General features: G+C 60.4%; 16 protein-coding genes. 1 reads left to right on the top strand and 15 read right to left on the bottom strand.

Translation table 11 applies throughout. From position 1 onward, the window contains the following. Window positions 1-18: 18 nt before the first annotated feature. The 5 genes from Q4S41_RS03900 to Q4S41_RS03880 form a co-directional block, all read right to left on the bottom strand. Window positions 19-1,746: a M28 family metallopeptidase gene (locus tag Q4S41_RS03900; RefSeq protein ID WP_305029797.1), complete on the bottom strand. Its 1,728-nt coding sequence runs from the start codon at window positions 1,744-1,746 to the stop codon at window positions 19-21. Between the two features lie 37 nt (window positions 1,747-1,783). After that, window positions 1,784-2,398 carry a TetR/AcrR family transcriptional regulator gene (locus Q4S41_RS03895; RefSeq protein ID WP_305029796.1) on the bottom strand — a complete coding sequence of 205 codons (615 nt, stop codon included), beginning with the start codon at window positions 2,396-2,398 and terminating at the stop codon, window positions 1,784-1,786. A 105-nt stretch (window positions 2,399-2,503) separates the two neighbouring features. After that, window positions 2,504-3,187 (bottom strand): carotenoid biosynthesis protein, encoded by a 684-nt coding sequence (locus Q4S41_RS03890; protein WP_305029795.1) that lies wholly within the window; start codon window positions 3,185-3,187, stop codon window positions 2,504-2,506. Window positions 3,188-3,332: 145 nt separating this feature from the next. Continuing rightward, complete coding sequence (gene crtD / locus Q4S41_RS03885) at window positions 3,333-4,847, bottom strand: 1-hydroxycarotenoid 3,4-desaturase CrtD (protein WP_305029794.1); 1,515 nt, start codon at window positions 4,845-4,847, stop codon at window positions 3,333-3,335. A 187-nt stretch (window positions 4,848-5,034) separates the two neighbouring features. Next, window positions 5,035-6,231 carry a class I SAM-dependent rRNA methyltransferase gene (locus Q4S41_RS03880; RefSeq protein WP_369811253.1) on the bottom strand — a complete coding sequence of 399 codons (1,197 nt, stop codon included), beginning with the start codon at window positions 6,229-6,231 and terminating at the stop codon, window positions 5,035-5,037. Between the two features lie 82 nt (window positions 6,232-6,313). Between Q4S41_RS03880 and Q4S41_RS03875 the strand changes: the two genes are divergently transcribed. After that, window positions 6,314-6,784 (top strand): GNAT family N-acetyltransferase, encoded by a 471-nt coding sequence (locus tag Q4S41_RS03875; RefSeq protein WP_305029792.1) that lies wholly within the window; start codon window positions 6,314-6,316, stop codon window positions 6,782-6,784. 11 nt (window positions 6,785-6,795) lie between these two features. Here the strand turns inward: Q4S41_RS03875 and Q4S41_RS03870 are convergent, their stop codons facing one another. The 10 genes from Q4S41_RS03870 to Q4S41_RS03825 all read right to left on the bottom strand — a co-directional run bounded on the left by Q4S41_RS03870 (window position 6,796) and on the right by Q4S41_RS03825 (window position 19,442). Beyond that, entirely contained in the window at window positions 6,796-7,236 is a 441-nt protein-coding gene (locus Q4S41_RS03870) for an SRPBCC family protein (RefSeq protein WP_305029791.1), read from the bottom strand. Window positions 7,237-7,393: 157 nt separating this feature from the next. After that, complete coding sequence (locus Q4S41_RS03865) at window positions 7,394-9,370, bottom strand: OmpA family protein (protein WP_305029790.1); 1,977 nt, start codon at window positions 9,368-9,370, stop codon at window positions 7,394-7,396. A 217-nt stretch (window positions 9,371-9,587) separates the two neighbouring features. Next, a complete protein-coding gene (locus Q4S41_RS03860; protein ID WP_305029789.1) occupies window positions 9,588-11,126 on the bottom strand; it encodes a carboxypeptidase-like regulatory domain-containing protein in 1,539 nt (512 codons plus the stop codon). A gap of 25 nt (window positions 11,127-11,151) precedes the next feature. Further along, the gene (gene csgH / locus Q4S41_RS03855; protein ID WP_305029788.1) at window positions 11,152-11,511 is read right to left on the bottom strand and encodes a curli-like amyloid fiber formation chaperone CsgH; all 360 of its coding nucleotides are present in this window, start codon (window positions 11,509-11,511) and stop codon (window positions 11,152-11,154) included. Between the two features lie 157 nt (window positions 11,512-11,668). Then, on the bottom strand, window positions 11,669-12,343 hold the full coding sequence (locus Q4S41_RS03850) for a hypothetical protein (protein ID WP_305029787.1): 675 nt from the start codon (window positions 12,341-12,343) through the stop codon (window positions 11,669-11,671). A gap of 129 nt (window positions 12,344-12,472) precedes the next feature. Next, window positions 12,473-13,456: a hypothetical protein gene (locus tag Q4S41_RS03845; RefSeq protein ID WP_305029786.1), complete on the bottom strand. Its 984-nt coding sequence runs from the start codon at window positions 13,454-13,456 to the stop codon at window positions 12,473-12,475. A 257-nt stretch (window positions 13,457-13,713) separates the two neighbouring features. Continuing rightward, window positions 13,714-15,132, bottom strand: coding sequence for a CsgG/HfaB family protein (locus Q4S41_RS03840; RefSeq protein WP_305029785.1), 1,419 nt, complete (start codon window positions 15,130-15,132; stop codon window positions 13,714-13,716). Window positions 15,133-15,186: 54 nt separating this feature from the next. Then, window positions 15,187-15,612: a curli production assembly/transport component CsgF gene (locus Q4S41_RS03835; RefSeq protein WP_305029784.1), complete on the bottom strand. Its 426-nt coding sequence runs from the start codon at window positions 15,610-15,612 to the stop codon at window positions 15,187-15,189. Between the two features lie 30 nt (window positions 15,613-15,642). Next, window positions 15,643-16,212: a CsgE family curli-type amyloid fiber assembly protein gene (locus Q4S41_RS03830; protein WP_305029783.1), complete on the bottom strand. Its 570-nt coding sequence runs from the start codon at window positions 16,210-16,212 to the stop codon at window positions 15,643-15,645. Between the two features lie 251 nt (window positions 16,213-16,463). Further along, window positions 16,464-19,442 carry a DEAD/DEAH box helicase gene (locus tag Q4S41_RS03825; RefSeq protein ID WP_305029782.1) on the bottom strand — a complete coding sequence of 993 codons (2,979 nt, stop codon included), beginning with the start codon at window positions 19,440-19,442 and terminating at the stop codon, window positions 16,464-16,466. Between the last annotated feature and the right edge of the window lie 53 nt (window positions 19,443-19,495).

Here is a 19,495-nt window from a genome sequence, read left to right as displayed (position 1 = left end):
ACAGACTGTTAGGCGGATTTATTTGCCTGCCCGACTCTTCTCCCGTGTCGCCTTGAACTCCGACCCGTCCTTCCACTTCGGGAACGTGGTTTCGGCGGCCAGATTCTGGCCCACGCGGAAGAGCAGGCGGGCGTCCTGCTCGGCGCCGCGCAGGTCCCAGCTGGGGTCGTACTCGTCGGAAGGCTGGTGGTAGTTTTTCTCCTCGAAATCCTTGCGCTGCTGCTCGGCGAAGGCCTTGCCGTGCAGACGGCTGTCGTACTGCCCGCTGGCGTAGAGGGCCGGAATGCCCACTTTGGCGAAGCTGAAATGGTCGGAGCGGTAGAAGCTGCCGGTTTCGGGGTGCTGGTAGGGAATGACGTAGCGGTTTTGCTCCTTGGCGGCGGCGCGGGCGTAGTCGTCCAACTCCGACTGGCCGTAGCCTGTGATGGTCACGTCGCGCATCGGCCCGAAAGCCAGCAGTTCGTCCATGTTGATGTCGGCCACGGTGTTCTTCACCGGGAACAGCGGGTGCGCGGCGTAGTAGGCCGAGCCCAGCAGGCCCTGTTCCTCACCCGTCACCGACAGGAATACGATGCTGCGGCCGGGCTTTTCCTTGGCTTGCACAAAGCCGTTGGCAATGGCCAGCAAAGCCGCGCAGCCGCTGGCATTGTCCAGCGCGCCGTTATGAATGGAGTCGCCGTTGATGGCCTTGCCGATGCCGAGGTGGTCCCAGTGCGCCGAGTAGATGATGTACTCGTTGGGACGGGTGGCGCCGGGCAGCACGGCCACCACGTTTTTTGAGGTTTTACGCGTGATTTTGTTGTGGATGGTCGTGGTCAGGTTCAGCCCCAGCGCCGTGCCTTTGAAGCCTTTTTTGTTGGCGGCTGCGTAGGCTTCGTCGTAGTTCTGGCCGGCGGCGGTGAAGAGGCGCTTGGCCGCATCCAGCGTTATCCAGCCTTCCAGCGAGACCTTGCTGGCGCCGTGGTCGGCGGTTTGGGGGCGCAGCTTGGCGCCGCCGTTGCTGCTTTGCACCACCGTCCAGGGGTAGGCGGCGGGCTTGGTGTCGTGGATGATGAGCAGGCCGGTGGCGCCGTGGCGGGCGGCTTCCTCGTATTTGTAGCCCCAGCGGCCGTAGTAGGTCATGGCCTTCCCTTTGAACATCGTACTGTCATCGCCCGCGTTGCCGGGGTCGTTGATGAGCACCACCACGGTTTTGCCCTTCACGTCGAGGCCGGCGTAGTCGTCCCAGCCGTACTCGGGCGCCGTCACGCCGTAGCCGGCAAACACCAGCGGCGAATTCTTGATAGAAACCGTGGGCTGCTCGTGCTCGGTGAGGAACATAAAGTCGTCGCGGTACTTCAGCGTCAGGCTCTTGCCGTTGCCCGTCACAGTGGCTACGGAGTCGGGCGTGCCCACAATTTCCACCAGCGGCACGGCCTGGAAATAGCTGCCGTTAGGCCCCGGCTTCAGGCCCAGCTTCTTAAATTCCGCCGCCAGGTATTTGGTGGTTTTCTCCTCGCCCACCGTGAACGGCCGCCGCCCCTGAAACTCGTCCGACGCCAGCACCTTAATGTGCTTGGCCAGTAGCGCCGCCGTAATGCCGTCCTTCGGGGTGGGCACGCTGGCTGTGTCGGTCGACACGGTTTCGTCGCGGATGACCGTTTGGGAGGCCTTTTCCGAGTCCGACGAAGTTTTGCCCTGGCAGCCGGCTAGCAACAGGCCCGCCGCAGCCGGCACCAGCCAACTGCGCAATGATGATAAATACATCCCTACAAGTAGTTAGGCCCGGCCGGGGCCGGGCTGCCTACAACCGGGCAAAATGCTCGGCCGCAATCCGCGCGCCTTCATCGGTGCAGATGCCGCGAATGTAGTACAGGAAGATGCTGCGGAAAACTTCGCGCATGTTGTAGCGGTCGGGCGGGAACACCTGCGGGTTGAGCAACAGGTTCAGCTGCTCAATCAATATCTTGGTTACCAGCTGAATATTGATATCAGACCGGAACAGCTTGCTGCGGATGCCGTCGTTGAGCAGCTGTTGCAGCTGGGGCGCCGAATAGCTGTTGAGGTGGTCCATCACCGCGTCCCAGGTTTGGGGGAAGCCGGCCTGCAGGTCGCCGTAAAACTGGCCGGGCACGGCCGTCAGGTCGCGCAGGCCCAGCTGGAGCAGGCCGTAGAGGCGCTCCACGGCCGTGGGGTATTGGGCGTACAATTCCACATGCTCCCGCTTCTGGCGCTCCATATCGGCCAAAATGGTGTGGTGCACCAGCAACTCGCGGCTCGGAAACTGCGCCGTGAGTTCCGGCTCGGTGGTGTGTAGCGCCTTCGCCAGGGCCGCATCGGGCGCTGCGTGCAGGCCGTGGGCGTAAAAAATGGGCATCGCCGCTTCAAGCGAAGCGGCGGTAAGCGTAAAATCGGGCATGGGAAACGGGAAAGGAATGCGAATTAAGGCCCGAAAACCCCACCAACGCGCATATTAATTCCCCGCAATACTCGAATGCCGGAATTAGCTCCTCCGTACTTTCGCTTACTGCACGGCGCCCAGCAGGAAAAAGAACAACAGCTGGGTGAGGTACACAAACGGAGCCAGCGCGTTATGCTTCGGAAATTCGGCCCGGTTGAACAGCATCTGCAGAATGCAGGCCACGATGAACCAGTCGCGGAAATTTTGGAGCGGGATGATGTTCGCCGTCCAGTGCCAGAAGTCGTAGGTGCCGGCCACCGGCTCCACGCAGGCGTCGAAGCCCACCATCAGCACGGCCGCCAGCAGGGTGCGGGGTAACTCGGACAGCGGCAGGTAGCTGGCCAGCATGCCGCACACGTAGGTCATCACCAGCCAGTTGAGGCCGATGAGCGGCGGCACGCCCGCAAACGGCGGCGCATCAAACAGCTTGAAGCCCAGCGTGTCGCCGTAGGTGTAGTGCCCAAACAGCCGCCCGCCGCTGTTCACCCCAATAAACTCGACCGCAAAGCCCAGCAGCGCCACCGTCACGCAGAATCCCCAGAAACTGGCGTTGCGCTCCCGCTGAAACCCCGCCAGCAGCAAGGCCGAAAGCCCCAGTGTGAGCGGTGTGAATTGCAGGTAAAAGTCAGGATTCTTCGAAAAAGCCAGCCCCAGAAAGCCCGTGACGTGAAACAGCAGCACCAGCCCCTGCGCAATGCGGAGCCGGCGAGTAGTGGCGGCCGCAAGCGGCTCGGTATGGTCAACCATGTATTTGAAGTAAGAATGAGCCTAATCGTCCGTCATCCTGAGCGCGGCGAAGGACCTTATCACGTTCGAGCGGGATACCGTAGACTCGACTTTTGCGAACGTGATAAGGTCCTTCGCGGCGCTCAGGATGACAGATGGTTGTTGCTCACTCCTCATTAATTAAGGACGAAACGATTTTGGCCGACAGCAGGCAGAGCGGAATGCCGCCGCCGGGGTGCACCGAGCCGCCGCAAAAGTACAGCCCCTCCAGCCGCCCCGAAAAATTGGGGTGGCGCAGGAAAGCCGCCAGCGCGTTGTTGGACGAGCTGCCGTAGAGCGCGCCGCCGAACGACGAGGTATCGGCGGCAATACCCGGCGGCGTCCACACTTTTTCGGTGGCAATGAGCGGCGCGATGTCGGTGCCCAGCGCCTGGCGCAGCTTACGGAGCACGGCGGCGCGGGTTTGGTGGGTGAGGGCGGCCCAGTCCTGGCCCTGGTCGTGGGGCACGTTCACCATCACAAACCAGTTTTCGTGGCCGGGCGGGGCGTCGGTGGGGGTTTTTTTGGAGGTGATGTTCACGTACACCGTCACGTCGTCGGCCACCGTTTTTTGCTGGAAGATGGCGTCAAACTCCGCCTTGTAGTCAGCCGAGAAAAAGATGTTGTGCACATCCAGCTCGGGAAATTCGCGGGTGATGCCCCAGTAAAAAATCAGCGCCGAAGAGGAGCGGGGCTGGCTGAGCGTGCGCTCCGGCGCGGGCTGGTGGGGCAGCAGGCGGCGGTAGGTGGGCACCACGTCCATGTTGCTCACCACCCGGCCGAAGTCGTACACATCCAGCGCCGTGCGCAGGCCCGTCACCCGCTTTTCGGCGGTGATGATTTCCTCCACCGGCTCGTTGTAGCGGAATTTTACCCCGAACTCGGTGGCCAGCTTCACCAGGCTTTCGGCAATGGCGTAGATGCCACTTTCGGGGTAGAAAGCGCCAATGCCGTGCTCCAGGTGCGGAATCATGCTCAGCGTGGCCGGCGCCTGGTAGGGGTCGGAGCCGTTGTAGGTGGCGTAGCGGTCGAAGAGCTGCACGAGGCGCGGGTCGGCGCCAAAGGCGCTTTCGTGGCGCTGGTGCATGGTGCCCAGCAGGCCTAGCTGCGGCAGGGCGGCCACGGCGCGTAGCGTTTCGGGGCTGAAGTAGGTGCGGGCCTTGTGCAAAGACTTGTGCAGAAACGTGCCCGCCGTAGCATCGTAGGCCCGGCCGGCGCGCTTCAGAAACTTCGTTACTTCAGTGGCCGGGGTGCCCAGCTTCTGTTCCACTTCGGCCGCAAACTTCGCCGCGTCGGCCCAGGCGTGCAGCCGGGTGCCATCGGCGAAAAAGTAGTTGGTGATAGGGTCGAGCCGCTCGTAGCGGAAGTAGTCACTCGGCGTGCGCCCCGCCAGCCGGAAAATGTCGTCCACCAGTTGCGGCAGGGTGAAAAGCGACGGGCCGGCATCGAAGCGGTAGCCGCCGGGCAGCGCAAACTGATGCATTTTGCCCCCAAACGTGGGCCCCGCTTCAAACACCGTGACGGCGCGCCCGGCCACGGCCAGCCGCGCCGCCACCGCAATGCCGGCAATGCCCGCACCGATGACGGCCACGGGTTGCTTGAGAGAGGTAGTAGAAGAGCGTCGGCCTTTGGCTGGCTTCACAGGTCGCGAATTAATTGGAGTAGCAACAGCCCGGGCCGCGGTGTGGTTCTTTAATGAAAAGCAGAAAAAAACGTCATGCTGAGCGGAGCCGAAGCATCTCTACCGCGCAACTAATCCTTTCGATTGAGTTAGTATTATGGTAGAGATGCTTCGACTGCGCTCAGCATGACTGTTTTCTTAGTTCAGACTACTCCACCGCCAGCACCAGCCCTTTCAGGTAAGCGCCTTCCGGATGGAATAGGCTCACCGGATGGTCGGCGGGCTGGGTGAGACGGTGCAGGATGCGCGCCGGCCGGCCCGCTTCGATGGCGGCGGCCAGCACCGCACCTTCGAATAATTCGGGGCTAACTACCTGGCTGCAAGAGAACGTGAACAGCAGCCCGCCCGGCGCCAAGTGCGCGATGCCGGCCGCATTCAGGCGCTTGTAGCCCATGAGAGCGGCGTGGCGGGCACCCATGTGCTTGGCAAAAGCGGGCGGGTCGAGCACTAGCAGGTCGTACTCGGCCGAGTGGTTTTTGAGGAAGCCCAGCACGTCGTCAGGGTAGGCGGCGTGGCGGTCGGCGTGGTGGCTGAGCTCGGCGTTACGCTCGGTGAGGGCAATGGCTTTCTTGCTGCTATCCACGGAGTGCACCAGCTCGGCGCCGGCTTCCAGGGCATACACCGAGAAGCCGCCGGTGTAGCAGAACGTGTTCAGCACCTTGCGGCCGGGCGAGTAGCGGGCCAGCAGGGCGCGGTTGTCGCGCTGGTCGATGAAGAAGCCGGTTTTCTGGCCGGTTTCCCAGTCTACGGCAAACTGGTGGCCGTTTTCGCTCACCACGTGCTCGGCGCCGTCGCTTTCGCCGAAGAGGTAGCCGTTCTTCACGTCGGGCACGGCGTTGCCGGGGATGGTTTCGGCGCTCTTGTCGTAAATGGCGCGCAGCTTATCGCCAAACACCACGCGCAGGGCGGCGGCAATTTCGGGCCGGGCGCGGTACATGCCGATGCTGTGGGCCTGCACCACGGCCACGTCGCCATACACGTCGATGATGAGGCCGGGCAGGCCGTCGCCCTCGGCGTGTACCAGGCGGAATACGTTGGTGTCGGCTGTGCCCGTCAGGCCCAGGCGCTGGCGCAGGGCATAGGCGTTGCCCAGTTTGGCTTCCCAATACTCGGCGGTGGGCAGGCTGGCATTTTGCCCAAAATCCAGCATGCGCACGGCAATTGAGCCCCCGCCCGAAAAGTGGCCCACGCCCAGCAGCTCGCCGTCGATGGCTTCGACGCGCACGGGGTCGCCCTCGTGGGCGTCGCCCTTCACGCGGGCAATGGCGCCCGAAAACACCCAGGGGTGGCGGCGGCGCAAGGAGTGGTCTTTTCCGTTTTTGAGGACGATGGTGGCGGGATTCAGCATAGGCCCGTAAAGGTACGGCCTGCTGTGTGCGAACTTTGCAGCCCCGTTCCCCTCGCTCTCCGTTTTCCCAATCCCACCCATGCCCATCAATGTCGCCATCATCGATTTTGAGCCCGCTCACCAGGCGGCTTTCGAGGCGCTCAACCACGAGCTGAACCACGAATGGATTGCCCGCTACTTCTACATCGAAGGCCCCGACCAAAAGCCGGTTGACAACCCGCAGCAGTACATTGTGGAGCGCGGCGGCCACATCCTGATGGCCGTGTGCGAGGGCAAAATTGTGGGTACCTGCGCCCTCGTGAAAGAGCACGACGGCGTGTACGAGCTGGCCCGGCTGGCCGTGGCGCCCGCCGCCCAGCGCCGCGGCATCGGCTGGGCGCTGGGGCAGGGCATTTTGGGCAAAGCCCGCCAATTAGGCGCGCGCCGCGTCGAAGTCTTGACAATTTCCACCCTGACCCCGGCCCTGAAACTCTACGACAAACTAGGCTTCCGGGCCGCTTCGCTGATGCCCGAGCAGCCCGGCGACGTGCGCATGGTGCTGGATTTGTAGCGTTACAAGCGCTACTTAAACCAGCGCCGATAAATAGGCCGACGCCAGGCAAACTGCGCCCACATGGCCGGGTAAATCAGGCGGTCGAGCAGGGGTGAGGCCGTACGGTATTCCAGCGCATCGACGATGAGGCAGGTGCCGCCGGGCCCTGGCTGCAGCAGATGGCGGTGGCGCCAGTAGCGCAGCGGCGGCGGCAAAATCTGGCCCTCATCGATGAAGAAATGGGTACCGTCGGGCAGCACGCCGTCGTCCACAATCAGGGAGGTCCAGCGCAGCTTTTTCACCACCGTATCCAGTTCAATTTCTACCTCGTCGCCGGTGCGGCAGCCGTCGAAGCGCAGCACCCGCAGTTTAGGAAACGGCGGCGCTAGCGCCTCAAACAGCGCCCGCGTGAAGCCGGCCATGACCTGGGCCGGCGATTTCGGCACGGCGGTTTTGAGGGTGAGAAGCATGGAATTGGATGGATAATTGAACGTCATGTCGAGCTTGCCGAGACATCTCGCGTGCCTTGGCTAAACCAACCGTTTAACAAAAGGATTAGTGGCAGCACGCGAGATGTCTCGGCAAGCTCGACATGACCAGCTTTTTCCTTAGCCAAACCATAACCAATCAAATCCCCGTTACCCGAAACTCTACCCGTCGGTTGAGCTTGCGGGTGGCTTCCTGGGCGTTGCTGGCCGCCGGCTTGGCCCCGCCAAAGCCAATGCCGGTGACGCGGGTTTCGGCCACGCCGTGCGCCGTGAGGTAGGATTTTACGGCCGCCACGCGGGCTTCGCTCAGGGCCACATTCTTGGCCGGCTCGCCCACGTTGTCGGTGTGGCCCCGCAGCTCGATGGTGAGGCCCGGGTTGAGCGTCATCAACTCCACCAGCTGTTTTAGCGCGGCGAAGGAAGTGGGCAGCAGCACGGCCTGGCCCTGCTCAAACTGCACGTTGGCCAGCGGCAGGGTGGTGCCCACGGCCAGGGGCTGGAGCAGAATGTCGCGCACCGCGGCCCCGGCACCCATCGTCCAGCTGCTGTCGGCATCCACGAAACCGGGCATTTGCGCCCGGTAGTAATACGGTTTGCCCGGTACAGCGCTGTACGCAAAGCCGCCCTCCGACGTAAGCGGCACCACCGCGCTGGCCCGCTCGCTGCCAATGTGCAGCTCGGCGGCCGACAGCGGCTGGTAGGTGGCGGCATTCAGCACCCGGCCGCGCCACGGGGCGGTGGCCGTGGGCGGCGGCGGGGGCGACCGGTACACGACGTGAAAAACGTTGCAGCCCGCCAAATCGGTGTAGGTGCCCCGCCGCACGAAATGCGCTTTTTGCCGGGCCAAATCCACCTTGTAGAGGCTGTGCGGGCCGGCCAGAAACAAGCGGCGGCGGCCCGATTCGTCGTTTTGCAGCAGCACGTCGCTGTAGCCGCCGCGCTTGGGCAAGCCCGTGAGCATCAGCTGCTCCGGAAACGGGGCCTGGGCTTTCATGTCCACTTTCAGCAACGAGCCGTCGGTGCTGTACACGAGGTACATGGTGTTGGTGGCGTCGAGGCAGAAGTTGCCGTGCGTGCCCGCGCCGGGAAAGGCGATGTTGGGGTAATAAGAGGCCGATTGCGTGGGGTCTTTGGTCCACACCACCGTCACGGCGCCGCCTTCGCTGGGGCTCACCTTCACCAGCCGCTTGGCATCGGAGGTGAGGAAGTACAGGTCGCCGCGCTCGTCGGTAGCGGCCGAAATCCAGATGTTGTTCAAGCCCTGGGCCGGCAGTTGCCAGGTGGTGTAGGCGCCGCGCCGGGTGGCGGGGTCGTAGCGGTATACCAGCTCGGGCCGGTCGGTGGGCGCTTTCGTCACCGAATACAGGCAGTTGTCGAACCCCTTGGCCAGCGCATAGGACTGGAACGGCAGCACCTCCCGGTGCACCGTGGGTGCCTCGGATAAGTCATCAGTCGAAAACTCGTGAATCGTGCGGCAGTCGTCTTCCCATTGGCCCGTGCGCCGGCTCACGGCCGCGATGCCGTACATCTTGCTGTCGCACACCTGGTCGGCGTAGCGGCGGCTGCCGATGGTTTTGTCGGTGAAGGCAAAGGAATCGAGCAACTGCTGGCCCTCGCGCAGACAGCGGGCGTCCTGCGCGGTTTCGGCCCGGTACTCTACCTGAAACTCGTAGCCCACGCGCCAGATGCGCCGGCCCGCCACGCGCAGGCGCTTCGGCAGGGCCGCATCGGGGGCGTAAGTGTATTCGTAGCGCACCTCCTCGTAGCGGCCGTAGTCTTTCTGCTCCAAGCGCACCACCAGGGCCTTGGGCAGCGCCCTAATACTGCGCCAGAGCGAGTCCTGCGCGCCGGGCGCGGTGAGCTTGCGGTCCTTCAGGGCATCGGGCAGGGCCCGGACCGTAAGGGTGACCACGGCCGGCACCGGCTGGCCCGTCGCTGGCGCGTAGAAAGCCGCCTCGGCATCGCCCGCGTCGCGGCGCAGCTGCCAGGTGCGGGGGTAGCTTAGCTGGTAGCGGCCCTGGGCATCGGCGTACAGGCTGGTGGGCGCGGGCGTTGAAGCCTGCGCGCGTAGCAAGGAAGGCAACAGAACCAGCACCAATGCCCAAAAGGCCTTCATAAGCAACAGCTCGGACGTCAACGACGCAGGAAAAAAGGAAGTAAAAATCCTGCTTCCTGTAAAGTAAGGCCTTTTTGGTGAGATAAGGCCCGTTCTTTTGTCCGCTCTTAGCCCACACACGAAGCCATTCGCCTTCCTCGGCAGGTCCCCTCAGGTGCGGCCGGCCAGCATTATCAAAACCTTCGCCTTACTCAAACGGCTAAGCCGCGAGTCTATATTATTTCCAGTCTGGCCAGAAAGCGTTAGAGAAGAGCTTGCTGCGGTTGCGTCCGTCGAGGTCCATGGTCCAAACCTCCGGGGGAGTGAGGTCATCATTCACGCGGTTGACAAAAATGACGCGAAAGCCATCGGGCGAAAAACGGCACTGAATATCGTTGGTACCCAGTATTTTCCCCTGGATGCCCGTTGTGTTGGCCGTGATGTCGAGAGTTGAAGTGCCGTCAATCCGCCGAATGAAGACATGGGCGTCGAGCTGCCGTCCACCGGGGTCGTTGAATCCGGCCACGTCGCGGGAATAAAGCACCGATAGCCCGTCCAAACTGAAGTTCGGCGAATCGAGCCGCCCCGCCAGGTTGCCCAAAAACAGGGTGGGGTTGCTGCCATCCACGTTGTAGAGATATAATTCGGCATCGTACACGTTCTGCCCCACAGTTTGCACCACCAGGCGGCCACCGTTTTGCACCGTCCAGTCGCACTCGCGGAAATGGCGGCCCGTCGGCGCGGTCGCCAGTAGCGTCAGGCCAGTGCCATCGCGGTTGATGCGGTAGAGTTGGTCATAGTGCGCATACACCAGTTGGGCCCCGTCCGGCGACCAGCGGTACCCGATGCCGGGGTTGTTGTACCCTTCCACCGAAAGTGTGGTAATCTGCCGCGGATTCGAACCGTCCCGGTTCATGGTATATAATTGGTACTGGCCGCTGGCATTGGACGCGTAGGCTATCAAATCCCGGTTTGGACTCAATTGGGGGGCCGTTTCGGCCGTTGCGGCGCTCGTGAGGCGGAGCAGATTGTTGCCTGCGCCGTCAGACGAATAAATGTCCGTGTTGCCGGCCACAGTGCGGGCATACAGGTAGCGGTTGTTGGGCAGGCTGGCCGTCTGGAAGTTCCATACCGGGCCTCGGGCGGAGCCGCCGGCTGGGTTGCGCACCGTCACCTGCCAGTAGTAAGTGGTGCCGTACTTAAGATTGGCTGCTGTTACGGTGGTGTCTTTGGAGTTTGTCAGCAAAGATGTGGCGTTGACATTATTACTCTCAAAAAGCAATACATCGTAGCGCAGCGAGTCGCTGGCCGTGGCATTGACGGGATGCCAGGCCAGTACCACCGTAGTGGGCTGCCCCGTGGCTTGGTTGGCCGGCGAAGGCCGGGTGGGCGCCGTTGGAATGGCCGAACTGCTTTTCGTCAGCACCAGCGAAACGTCTGCCACCTGCGTATCATACACCGTCACGTTGGCCGAAACCTGTTGGTAATCGGTCTTGGTGACGGTGATGGCCAAGCGGCCCGCCGGCACGTTATCGATTTGGAACTTGCCTTGTGCGTTGGTCAGGTAAGAGCTGGTGGCCGGATTGGTGGTCACCGAAGCGTTGGCCACTGGCAGGTTCGTGCGCCCGTCCAGCACTGTGCCCGTCACGGTGCCATAATAAGCCGGCACCACTTGGTCTTCCTGGCAGGCACTAAGCAGGCACAGGCAGCAAAGTAGCCGGAAAGCAGATACCAGGCGTCGCTCCCAAACAGGAGGTATAAAGTACGTGTTTATCACAGCGTCAGAAAATGGAGCTATAAAGTTAGCGAGTCATATTTTGAGAGGCCGAGTCTTGCGCCACCGCATGCCCGGCCATATCCAGTACCCGTAAACGAATCTGGTAACTGTCCTGCGCCGAAACGTTGACCCGTGTTTGCGACAATGCTATTTCTTGCTGGGAGGCTACTTCGAACTCGCCGCGTTGCGTATTCTGCGAGCGTCCCCCAGCGCCCTCGCGCATCGTTAACAGTTCATACCGATAGCGGCCGGCCGTGGGCAGCAGGTTGCGGCAATGCCCCGTTACGGTCATCATGCCTTCTTGTTGGTGCAGCTCTAGCCGGGCCTTACAGGGCGGGGTGGCGGGGTTTTGCCCGCCCATTAGCAAAAAAAGTAGTTGCAGCATGGGGAAATAAATGAAGCGTTTGAATAACCCGTGTCAGGTACAAAAATCCGCCCGGTGAGGGTGGCCTGCTGATTGCGCAATTCGGATGCTGGGAAATAAAAAGAGGCTACATGCGTGAACGCATTAAGCCTCTTTCGGTAACCAGCGCGGCGAAGGGCTAACGCACGCCGGGCACCACCTTGCTTTGCTCAATGGTGAGGTTAATGCCTTGGCCACGCATTTCGATGCTATACCCCTTGGGTGTTTGCGAAGAAGTTTCAATCTGGGTGAGGGTATTATTGACCCCGTATTGCCGGATGTCGTACGTCCGGTCGCTTTCGCGGACGTCCCCTTTTACCGTATTATTCACCCCGGTTTGGGAGATTTTTAGGGTGTTGCGGTCGCCCTCCAGTGTAAACTCGCTGTTCCCGGAGGTCCCCGTAATCTTGTTGCCCCCCCCCTGCTGCGACAGGGTTGTGGTGTTGCCTTGCCCCCGTTGGGTAAATCCCGCCGTGTTGCTGGCGCCGTTTTGCAGGAGGTAAACACGGTTTCCTCCGCCAATCTGATTCATGGCTGCGGTGTTGGAAAAGCCGGCTTGTTCCAGATAAGCCTGATTCTCCGGCGAAGCAAGGCTTTGCTGGTCTAGTTTCGACACGTTACCCGTGCCGGTTTGGACGAGTACGGAGTTGTTGCGCGTAGCGCCCGACGAGGTGGGCAACTGGTCCAGGCCAATGTCTTCCGCCAAGCGCTGCTCCGAAGTAGCTGCTTCGCTGGGCATGCGCTGCTGGGCCTGCGCCGAACAGGCAAAAAGTGCCATAACACCCGTGAGCGTACAAATAGAGCGCTGTTTCATGGAGCAAAAGCCGGATTAGGAAAGGCAGGAAAGATAATACCAAATGGGCCAAGCCCCGGCTACCCCTGAAGGTAGCCAAGACTTGGCGCATTTTAGCTCGTAGGCTTGGTATTCCAAGCTGCCGAATGATTAGTGCTGGTTAACAACCACCGTGTTGAAAGCACCACCGGTCTGGCTGGTGAATGCTGCCGAAGACACGTTGCTCTGCAGAATAAGTGACGTGTTGTTCTGGTAGGTGCCGGTGTTGTTGCCCTGAGCCTGTTGAGCGTAGTTGTTGGCGCTGTGCTGCTCAATCGACGCGTTGTTGCTGTAGCCCGTCTGGTCCTGCTTGGCATAGTTGCCGCTAGCAAGTGCGCCGGTTTGGTTGATGCTGGCGTTGAGGTAGCTGCCCGACTGCGACTGCAAGGCCGTGTTGCCGCTGCCAACGCCTTGGTGCACACCGGCGTCGTTGCCGTAGCCGCTTTGCGTTTGCGAGGAGTGGCTGTTGGTACCATCCTGAATGGCAACGGCCGTCGTGAAGGTCGCGTTAATCTGGCTTTGGTCGGCGTGGTTGCCGCTGGAAGCGCCCGTCTGGTTGATAAAGGCGCTCAAATCCGAGCCGCCGCTCTGCGTCTGGCTGGCCAAGTTAGCCGTCGAACCGGCAGCCTGAGTTACCTGAGCGTGAGCATCGGCAACATTGTATTGCGACTGGTTGGACTCGCTGTACGTACCAGCCTGGGTGGCATACATGGTGTTGCGGCCGGCCCCCGTGTTGCCAGCGCTGGCCTGATATTGGGTGGCAGTGTTGTAATCACCGCTCTGCACCAAGTTGGCCGTGCTACCGCCGGTGGCACCCGAGCGGGCGTCAATCTGTTCGATGGCGGCTTCGTTGTGCGTGCCCTGCTGGTCTACCCGCGAATCCTGATTATAGGAGCCATAAGTACCAGCGGGAGTGCCAGCAGAAGCACCCGTCACCGCTGCATTGTGGGTAACCCCACCAGGAGCGAAAGGAGTCAGGGGCGTGAAAGCAGGATTACGGTAGGTGCTTGCTGCGGTCGAAACCTGCGACGACTGAGCGTTGGCGGTGAAGCCGATAGCCATCAAAGTGGCGGCGAGGATGGTAATTTTTTTCATGAGAGTGTGGAATTTGGGTTGGGAATTGGGTTTGGGTTTTGTTTGTAAAGCAAGAATTAATTGCCTTTTGCAGAGGACATGACAAAAGTATATTGACATTACACCAAATCCAAACAGCCCACATAAAAATTATTTTAATAATAAATCAAAAAGTTATATCTTTTTAAGATTATTATAACTTTCCCGATTTAATATATAATAATACTAATTTTTAAAAATACTGACAATCAGCGACTTAATATTTTATAAAAAAAATTTTATTTTTTATAAAAATTATCTGAATTCCCCTTCCCCAAATAGAAGATAACACCCAGACGGCCACCCCAGTAGTAGTCGTTGTAACGGCCCTGCACCACTTGGTCAATCCGGTCGGACAAGTAGAAGTGGTTGTCGATACCAACGTTAATGCCCAGCCTGGGCGTCACCAAAAACTCCCCTCCTATGCCCGCTACGGCGTGCGGCACCAAGTTATTGGCGTTGCCTAAATTTGAAAAGCCTTTGGCCGAGGCCCCCGCGCCAAGCAGCAAATAGGGCGAAAACCGGTCGTAGGGAAACAGGCAAGCCAGCAAACCGGCTTCCGTGTAGTTGACATGTTGGGTGAAATACTGCCCCTGTGGTCCTGCAGCTAGTGTGCCCCGCCCCGCGTTCAGGAAGGTGCTGAAATAGCCATCGCCCAAACGGTAACGCAGAGTTACCTCGCCAGCCGCCCGGTATTGGGGCAGGGCAAAGTCGCCTTGGTATAACTGCACGGCGCCATTGAAGCCCACGCCGAGGGGGCGCCGACGGTAGTTGGTCTGGCGGCCCAGGGGGTCGTAGGCAAGGTTTTCGTCTTTTTCGCGCAAGTATGCCTGCATGGGCAGGCCGCGGGTAGCCGCCGTATCGGTCGATGTCCAGATGCGGGAGAGTAAGCCTTCGTAAATAAGCGCCTGCACCGATTTCTCGATGGCCTCTTTCACGGCCATCTCGCTGGGCTCGTTGTAGGTGAAGCCGGTTTCGGTTTCGAGCAGGCGCTTGAAGGCCACGAACTGAAAGAGGCTGGCGTCGACCTGTTGCGACAAAATGGTTTTGGACGTGTAAACCGTCTTGAGAATCTTGCCCGTGTTGGTACTGATGGCGCGCAGGTACACCGTCACCCGGTCCTGGCGGTACTGGCCCGAGGCGCCGGCCCCGAAGTAGCGCAGACCGGCCCCGCCGGTCAGAATATTGGAATCGTAGGAGATGATGCCGCCTTCCAGAATGATGCCGGCAAACAGTAGCGGCGGCAAGTTGGGCTGGCGCTGGCCGGTTTGCTGCGCGTATTCGTCGCGCGTTGAGCGGATGATTTTACGCTCGTTCAGCAGGTTGCCCAGGTTTTCGCGCTCAATGGGGTCAAACCATTGCGATTCCTCAAGGGCGCGCAGCAGCACCGTGGTGGCCCCCTGTGTCACGGCCGTTGAGAAGCTGGAACCGTTGGCTTGGGGCTTGTATTGCCCCGTCTGGTCCCGGAATTTATACACCGCCACCACCACCCGCTGCCGGGCGGGAGGCAGGTGGCGCCACACCTCATTGCCGTTCACCTCGGCTCCGAGCCGGGCCCGGTCGGGGTTCATAAACGTTTGATGGAAATAGGAGGCGCAGCCGCCGAGCCCTGCCAATAGCAGGAGCACTACGGCAGTCAGCAAGCGACGCAGGAGCATGTAAGCAGAAAAAAAGGTGGAGTAAGATTTTCGGCGGGGTGCGGCCGCTGCGGGTTAAAACCCGTTGGGAATGGTGATGGTGGTCTGGTTGCCGGTTGAGGTGTCGGTAACCTGCACGCCGATGCCCGTCGCGCCAGGCGTTATCTGAATCTGGTAGGTGCCGACGGTATAATTCCCCGGTTTGATGGCGCCCTGGCCAAACTGATTGGCAATCAGGCGGCTGCTCAGCTGGGCCAGCACCTGCTGGTTGAGGCTGGCCGCAAAATTGGCCAGCGGGTCCTGAGCGGTAGCGGCGGTTTTAGTGGCCGGGTCCACGATAGTGCTCTGGGCCTGGGCTGAGCTGAGAAGCCAAGAGTAGTTGAAGGTGTTGCCGCCACCAAAAGCCGGGTTTTTGGGCTCGTACACAAAGTCCTGCGCGCAAACGCTGTGGCCGGATAACAGAAGGGCCAGCAGGCCCACAAGCGTAAAAAATGATTTCATTGTGAGGGAAAGAAAAGTGGAAGTAGAAGGCTAATATGTTTCCAGTGCTTGTTTATTGCCGCGCTCCAATTGCTGGCTGAGGTTGAAGGCCTGTTGCAGAGAACTTGCGGCGATTTCAATGGCTTGCTGGGAAGCATCCGAAATCATTTCCTCCTTGCCCTGCAAAGGAAATTCCAGCAGCTGCTCGTCGTTGACCGTCAGCGTGATAATGGCGTTGTTGCCGCGGGAGGGCTTTTCTCCCACCACTATCGTAAAGTCATCGACCCCGGCCGGTGCTTCCCAACGACTATAAAACTGGTCGTAAAAATCGTGGCCAATTTTGGTAATCGTCTGGTCGATGACCAAGCCGCTGGATTCCGGGCCCAGCTTTGCCCGCTGGCGTTGCGACGCCACCGAATCGGCGCGTAGCAGCATGCGCAGGGCTTCTTCCGTTTTCAAGGCCGAGAGCTGGTTCGACGGCGCCGGAGCCGGCGAAGGCGATGCCGTCTTTTGTTCCGGCAGCCGCCGATTGGGTTGCGCCCTCGCGTACTGCCCGGCTAATGCCATCCCCATGACAAGGACTAATCGCGACCAATGTGGCGAGAAGTCAACGCATTTCATGAGTGGAGTTGATTAAGAGCCAGCTGACAAATAAAAATCAGGGAACAAATATGGAAAATTTAAACCAGAAACCAGAATGGTTAAATAAAATCCTTGATTTTGACTGTTTGAAATAAGGCCGAAAGGTGCAGGTTTTCTACCGGTCATGGTCGTGAGAAAACGCGAAAGGATGAGCAAATGCCTTGTCTTCAAAACTGTATGTAGAAAAACAACTGCTTTGGCTCTAGGAGATGATGCGGGCCCGTAATTCTTTATCCCAGCAGCTCCTCGATGTCGGCCCGGGTGAGGTGCTTAATCACCGCTTCGTCCGTCGCAATCAGCTCGCTCACCAGCGCCAGCTTGCGGCGCTGCAAGGCAAGAATTTTCTCTTCCACCGTGCCCTGCGAGATGAATTTGTAGGTAAACACCGGCCGGAGCTGGCCAATGCGGTGGGCGCGGTCCACGGCCTGGGCTTCCACGGCGGGGTTCCACCACGGGTCGAGGATGAAGACGTAGTCGGCGGCGGTGAGGTTGAGGCCCACGCCGCCGGCTTTCAGGCTGATGAGGAAGATTTTCAAGTCTTCGTCGTTCTGGAAGCGGGCCACCTCGGCGGGCCGGTCGCGGGTGGCGCCGTCGAGGTAAGCATATTCCAGCTGCCGCTCATCAAGCGCCGCCCGCACCAACGCCAGGTGTTGCACAAACTGGCTAAATACCAATACCTTGTGTCCTTCGGCCACCACGTTGCGAATCATGCGCAGCACCTCGCGCAGCTTGCCTGACTCGCCGGTGTAATTCTCGTCGGCCAGGCGCGGGTGGTTGGCAATCTGGCGCAGGCGCGTGAGGCCCTGCAACAGCAAAAACTGCGTGCTGGCCGGGCCGTGCTCATCCAGGTTCTGCAGGATTTTATTGCGGTAGAAGCTCTTGGTTTCCTCGTAAGCGTGGGCCTGCTCCTCCGTCATGGGGCAGTAGCTGAGCTGTTCGGTTTTCGCGGGCAACTCCTTTGCCACCTGCGCCTTATGCCGGCGCAGAATGAACGGTTTGATGAGTGCATGCAGGCGCCGGGTGCGGCCTTCGTCCTGATGCTTCTCAATGGGCTTGAGAAATTCCTTGCGGAAAAACGCCTGCGTGCCCAGCAGGCCGGGGTTGATGAACGACATCTGCGACCACAGGTCCATCGTGCTGTTTTCCACCGGCGTGCCCGTGAGGATGAGCCGGTGCTTGGAGCGCAGCTGCCGCACCGCCTGCGAGGTAGTGCTCGATGGGTTTTTGATGGCCTGCGACTCGTCCAGAATCACGTAGTCGAACTTGTAGCTGGCCAACAATTCGGTGTCGAGACGTACGATGCCGTAGCTGGTCATCACCACGTCGTAGTCGGCAAACCGGTCAGGGTTTTTATCGCGGTACGTGCCCGTATAGGCTAAGATGCGCAGGTCGGGCGTGAATTTCTCCGCCTCGGCCAACCAGTTAAATACCAGCGACGTGGGTAGCACCAGCAGCGACGCCGCGCCTTGGTTTTCGCCGCTTTCGTGGCGGTGCTGCAGCATGGCCAGCGTCTGAATGGTTTTGCCAAGCCCCATATCGTCGGCCAGGCAGCCGCCGAAGTGGAAGTCCTGCACGAAGCGCAGCCAGTTGTAGCCGGCCTTCTGGTAGGGGCGCAGCTCGCCCTGGAAGCCCAGCGGCAACGGGTGGTCCTCCACCTCGGCGAAGTCGCGCAGCTTCTCCAGCTTGCGGCCCATGCGCACGGTGGCCAGCTCGTTGCTCTGCAAATCAGCCACTAACGCCAGGTGGTGGCGGCGCAGGTTCAGGCCTTCCTCCGTCTCTTCGCCAAAGGCAAACAGCTCCAGGTAGTCCGTAAACCACTCTTCCGGGATGATGGCAATCTGGCCGTTGGGCAGCTTGAATTCGCGGCGGCGTTGCAGAATGTGCCCGCGCAGCCGGATAAACGGCACCTCAATGTCGCCGAAGCGCACCGTGCCGCGCACATCAAACCAGTCGCCGGCTTCCTGAATGCCCACGTGCACGCTGGTAGGCCCGATGAAATAGCTTTTGGTGGCCGAATCGGCGGCTTCCACGGTGTAGCCCAACTCGGTAAGCGCAGGGGAATTATCGTGCAACCACTTGAAGGCTTCGCTCTTAGGCAGGATGGCGTGGCCGTTTTCGACGGTGAGCTGGCGGGCGCGCAGCTCTTCCACCGTGGCTTGTTCCTGCTCGGGGTTGCGCAGCAAGCGGTGGAACACGTAGCTGTCGGCCGTTTTTTCGAGGTGCACGCTCACAGGTTTGCTGGTGCCGAGCGGCATCAGGTGCGGGCCGTAGCGGAAGCTCAGCTCGAAGTGAATCTGCTCGGTTTCGGCGCCGGTAAGCAAGGGCGCGATGGGCTTGGGCAGCGGGATGCGGCCCCGGCGCGGCGGCCCGGGTGGGCGCACAGGCGCTTCGGGTACGGGCGGCGCCGGAATAGTGTCGCTGAACGTGAGGCGCGGGCGGGCCACGTAGCGCTCCGAGCGAATGTCGAAGCCGCGGGCGTGCACCTCAAACGACTCCATGAGCGGCGCCACAAACTTTTGGAAATAGCTTTCCTCTACGTTGCGCGGCACCACAATAAATTTCTTCTTCAGAAACGGCAGCAGCTTTTTGCCATCTACCTCGGTGCGGAAAGAATAAAGCAGGTCGTTCAGCAGCAGCCAAGCGGGCTGCAGGCACACCAGCACGGCATCTTTGTATTGAAAATCAAGCTTCTGCCCCTGGTACTGAATGGTAGGGAAGTAGTGCGTGCCTTCTTCGTTGCGCCGAAAGTGGAACAGGATAGACGCCTTGGCCGGCGCCAATCCGATTTCCTTCCAGGTGGGCTCGCCATCGCGGCCCATGATGAACACGCACTTGCCCGAAAGCCGGGCCAGAATGGCCGCCATGCGCGCCTGCACGTGCCGGGAAATGGCTTCCTGCAGCGGCTTGTCGCCTTTTTCGGCGTTGTAAGTCTTGAGGAAAAACTCGGCCGTTGCAATTTTTCGGGGCCAGAATTCCTTCACCACGGCTTCCTGCTGAATCTGGTCGCAGAGCTCGACGAGCTCAAAGTCGGTGGCGTCGAGACCGGCGGCAAACTCGTGGGCATTCTTGCCCGATACGGTCTGGTGCTGCAGCGTGAGCTGACCCCGCGGGCCGAGCTGCACCACGTAGGCCGCAAATAAATGGCCGAGGAACTCGTGCTCGAAGAGCGAGTAAACGATTTGAAACGGTTCTGCGGTAGATACTTTCATAGCCGGGCACGCGGAAGGCGCAAGGTAGGGCCGAAAGCGGAAATATGCACGGC

It is taken from the genome of Hymenobacter convexus, assembly GCF_030580955.1.
GTDB lineage: Bacteria > Bacteroidota > Bacteroidia > Cytophagales > Hymenobacteraceae > Hymenobacter.
Note: the sequence above shows the minus strand (reverse complement) of the source record. Positions and strands in the feature narration are given on the sequence as shown.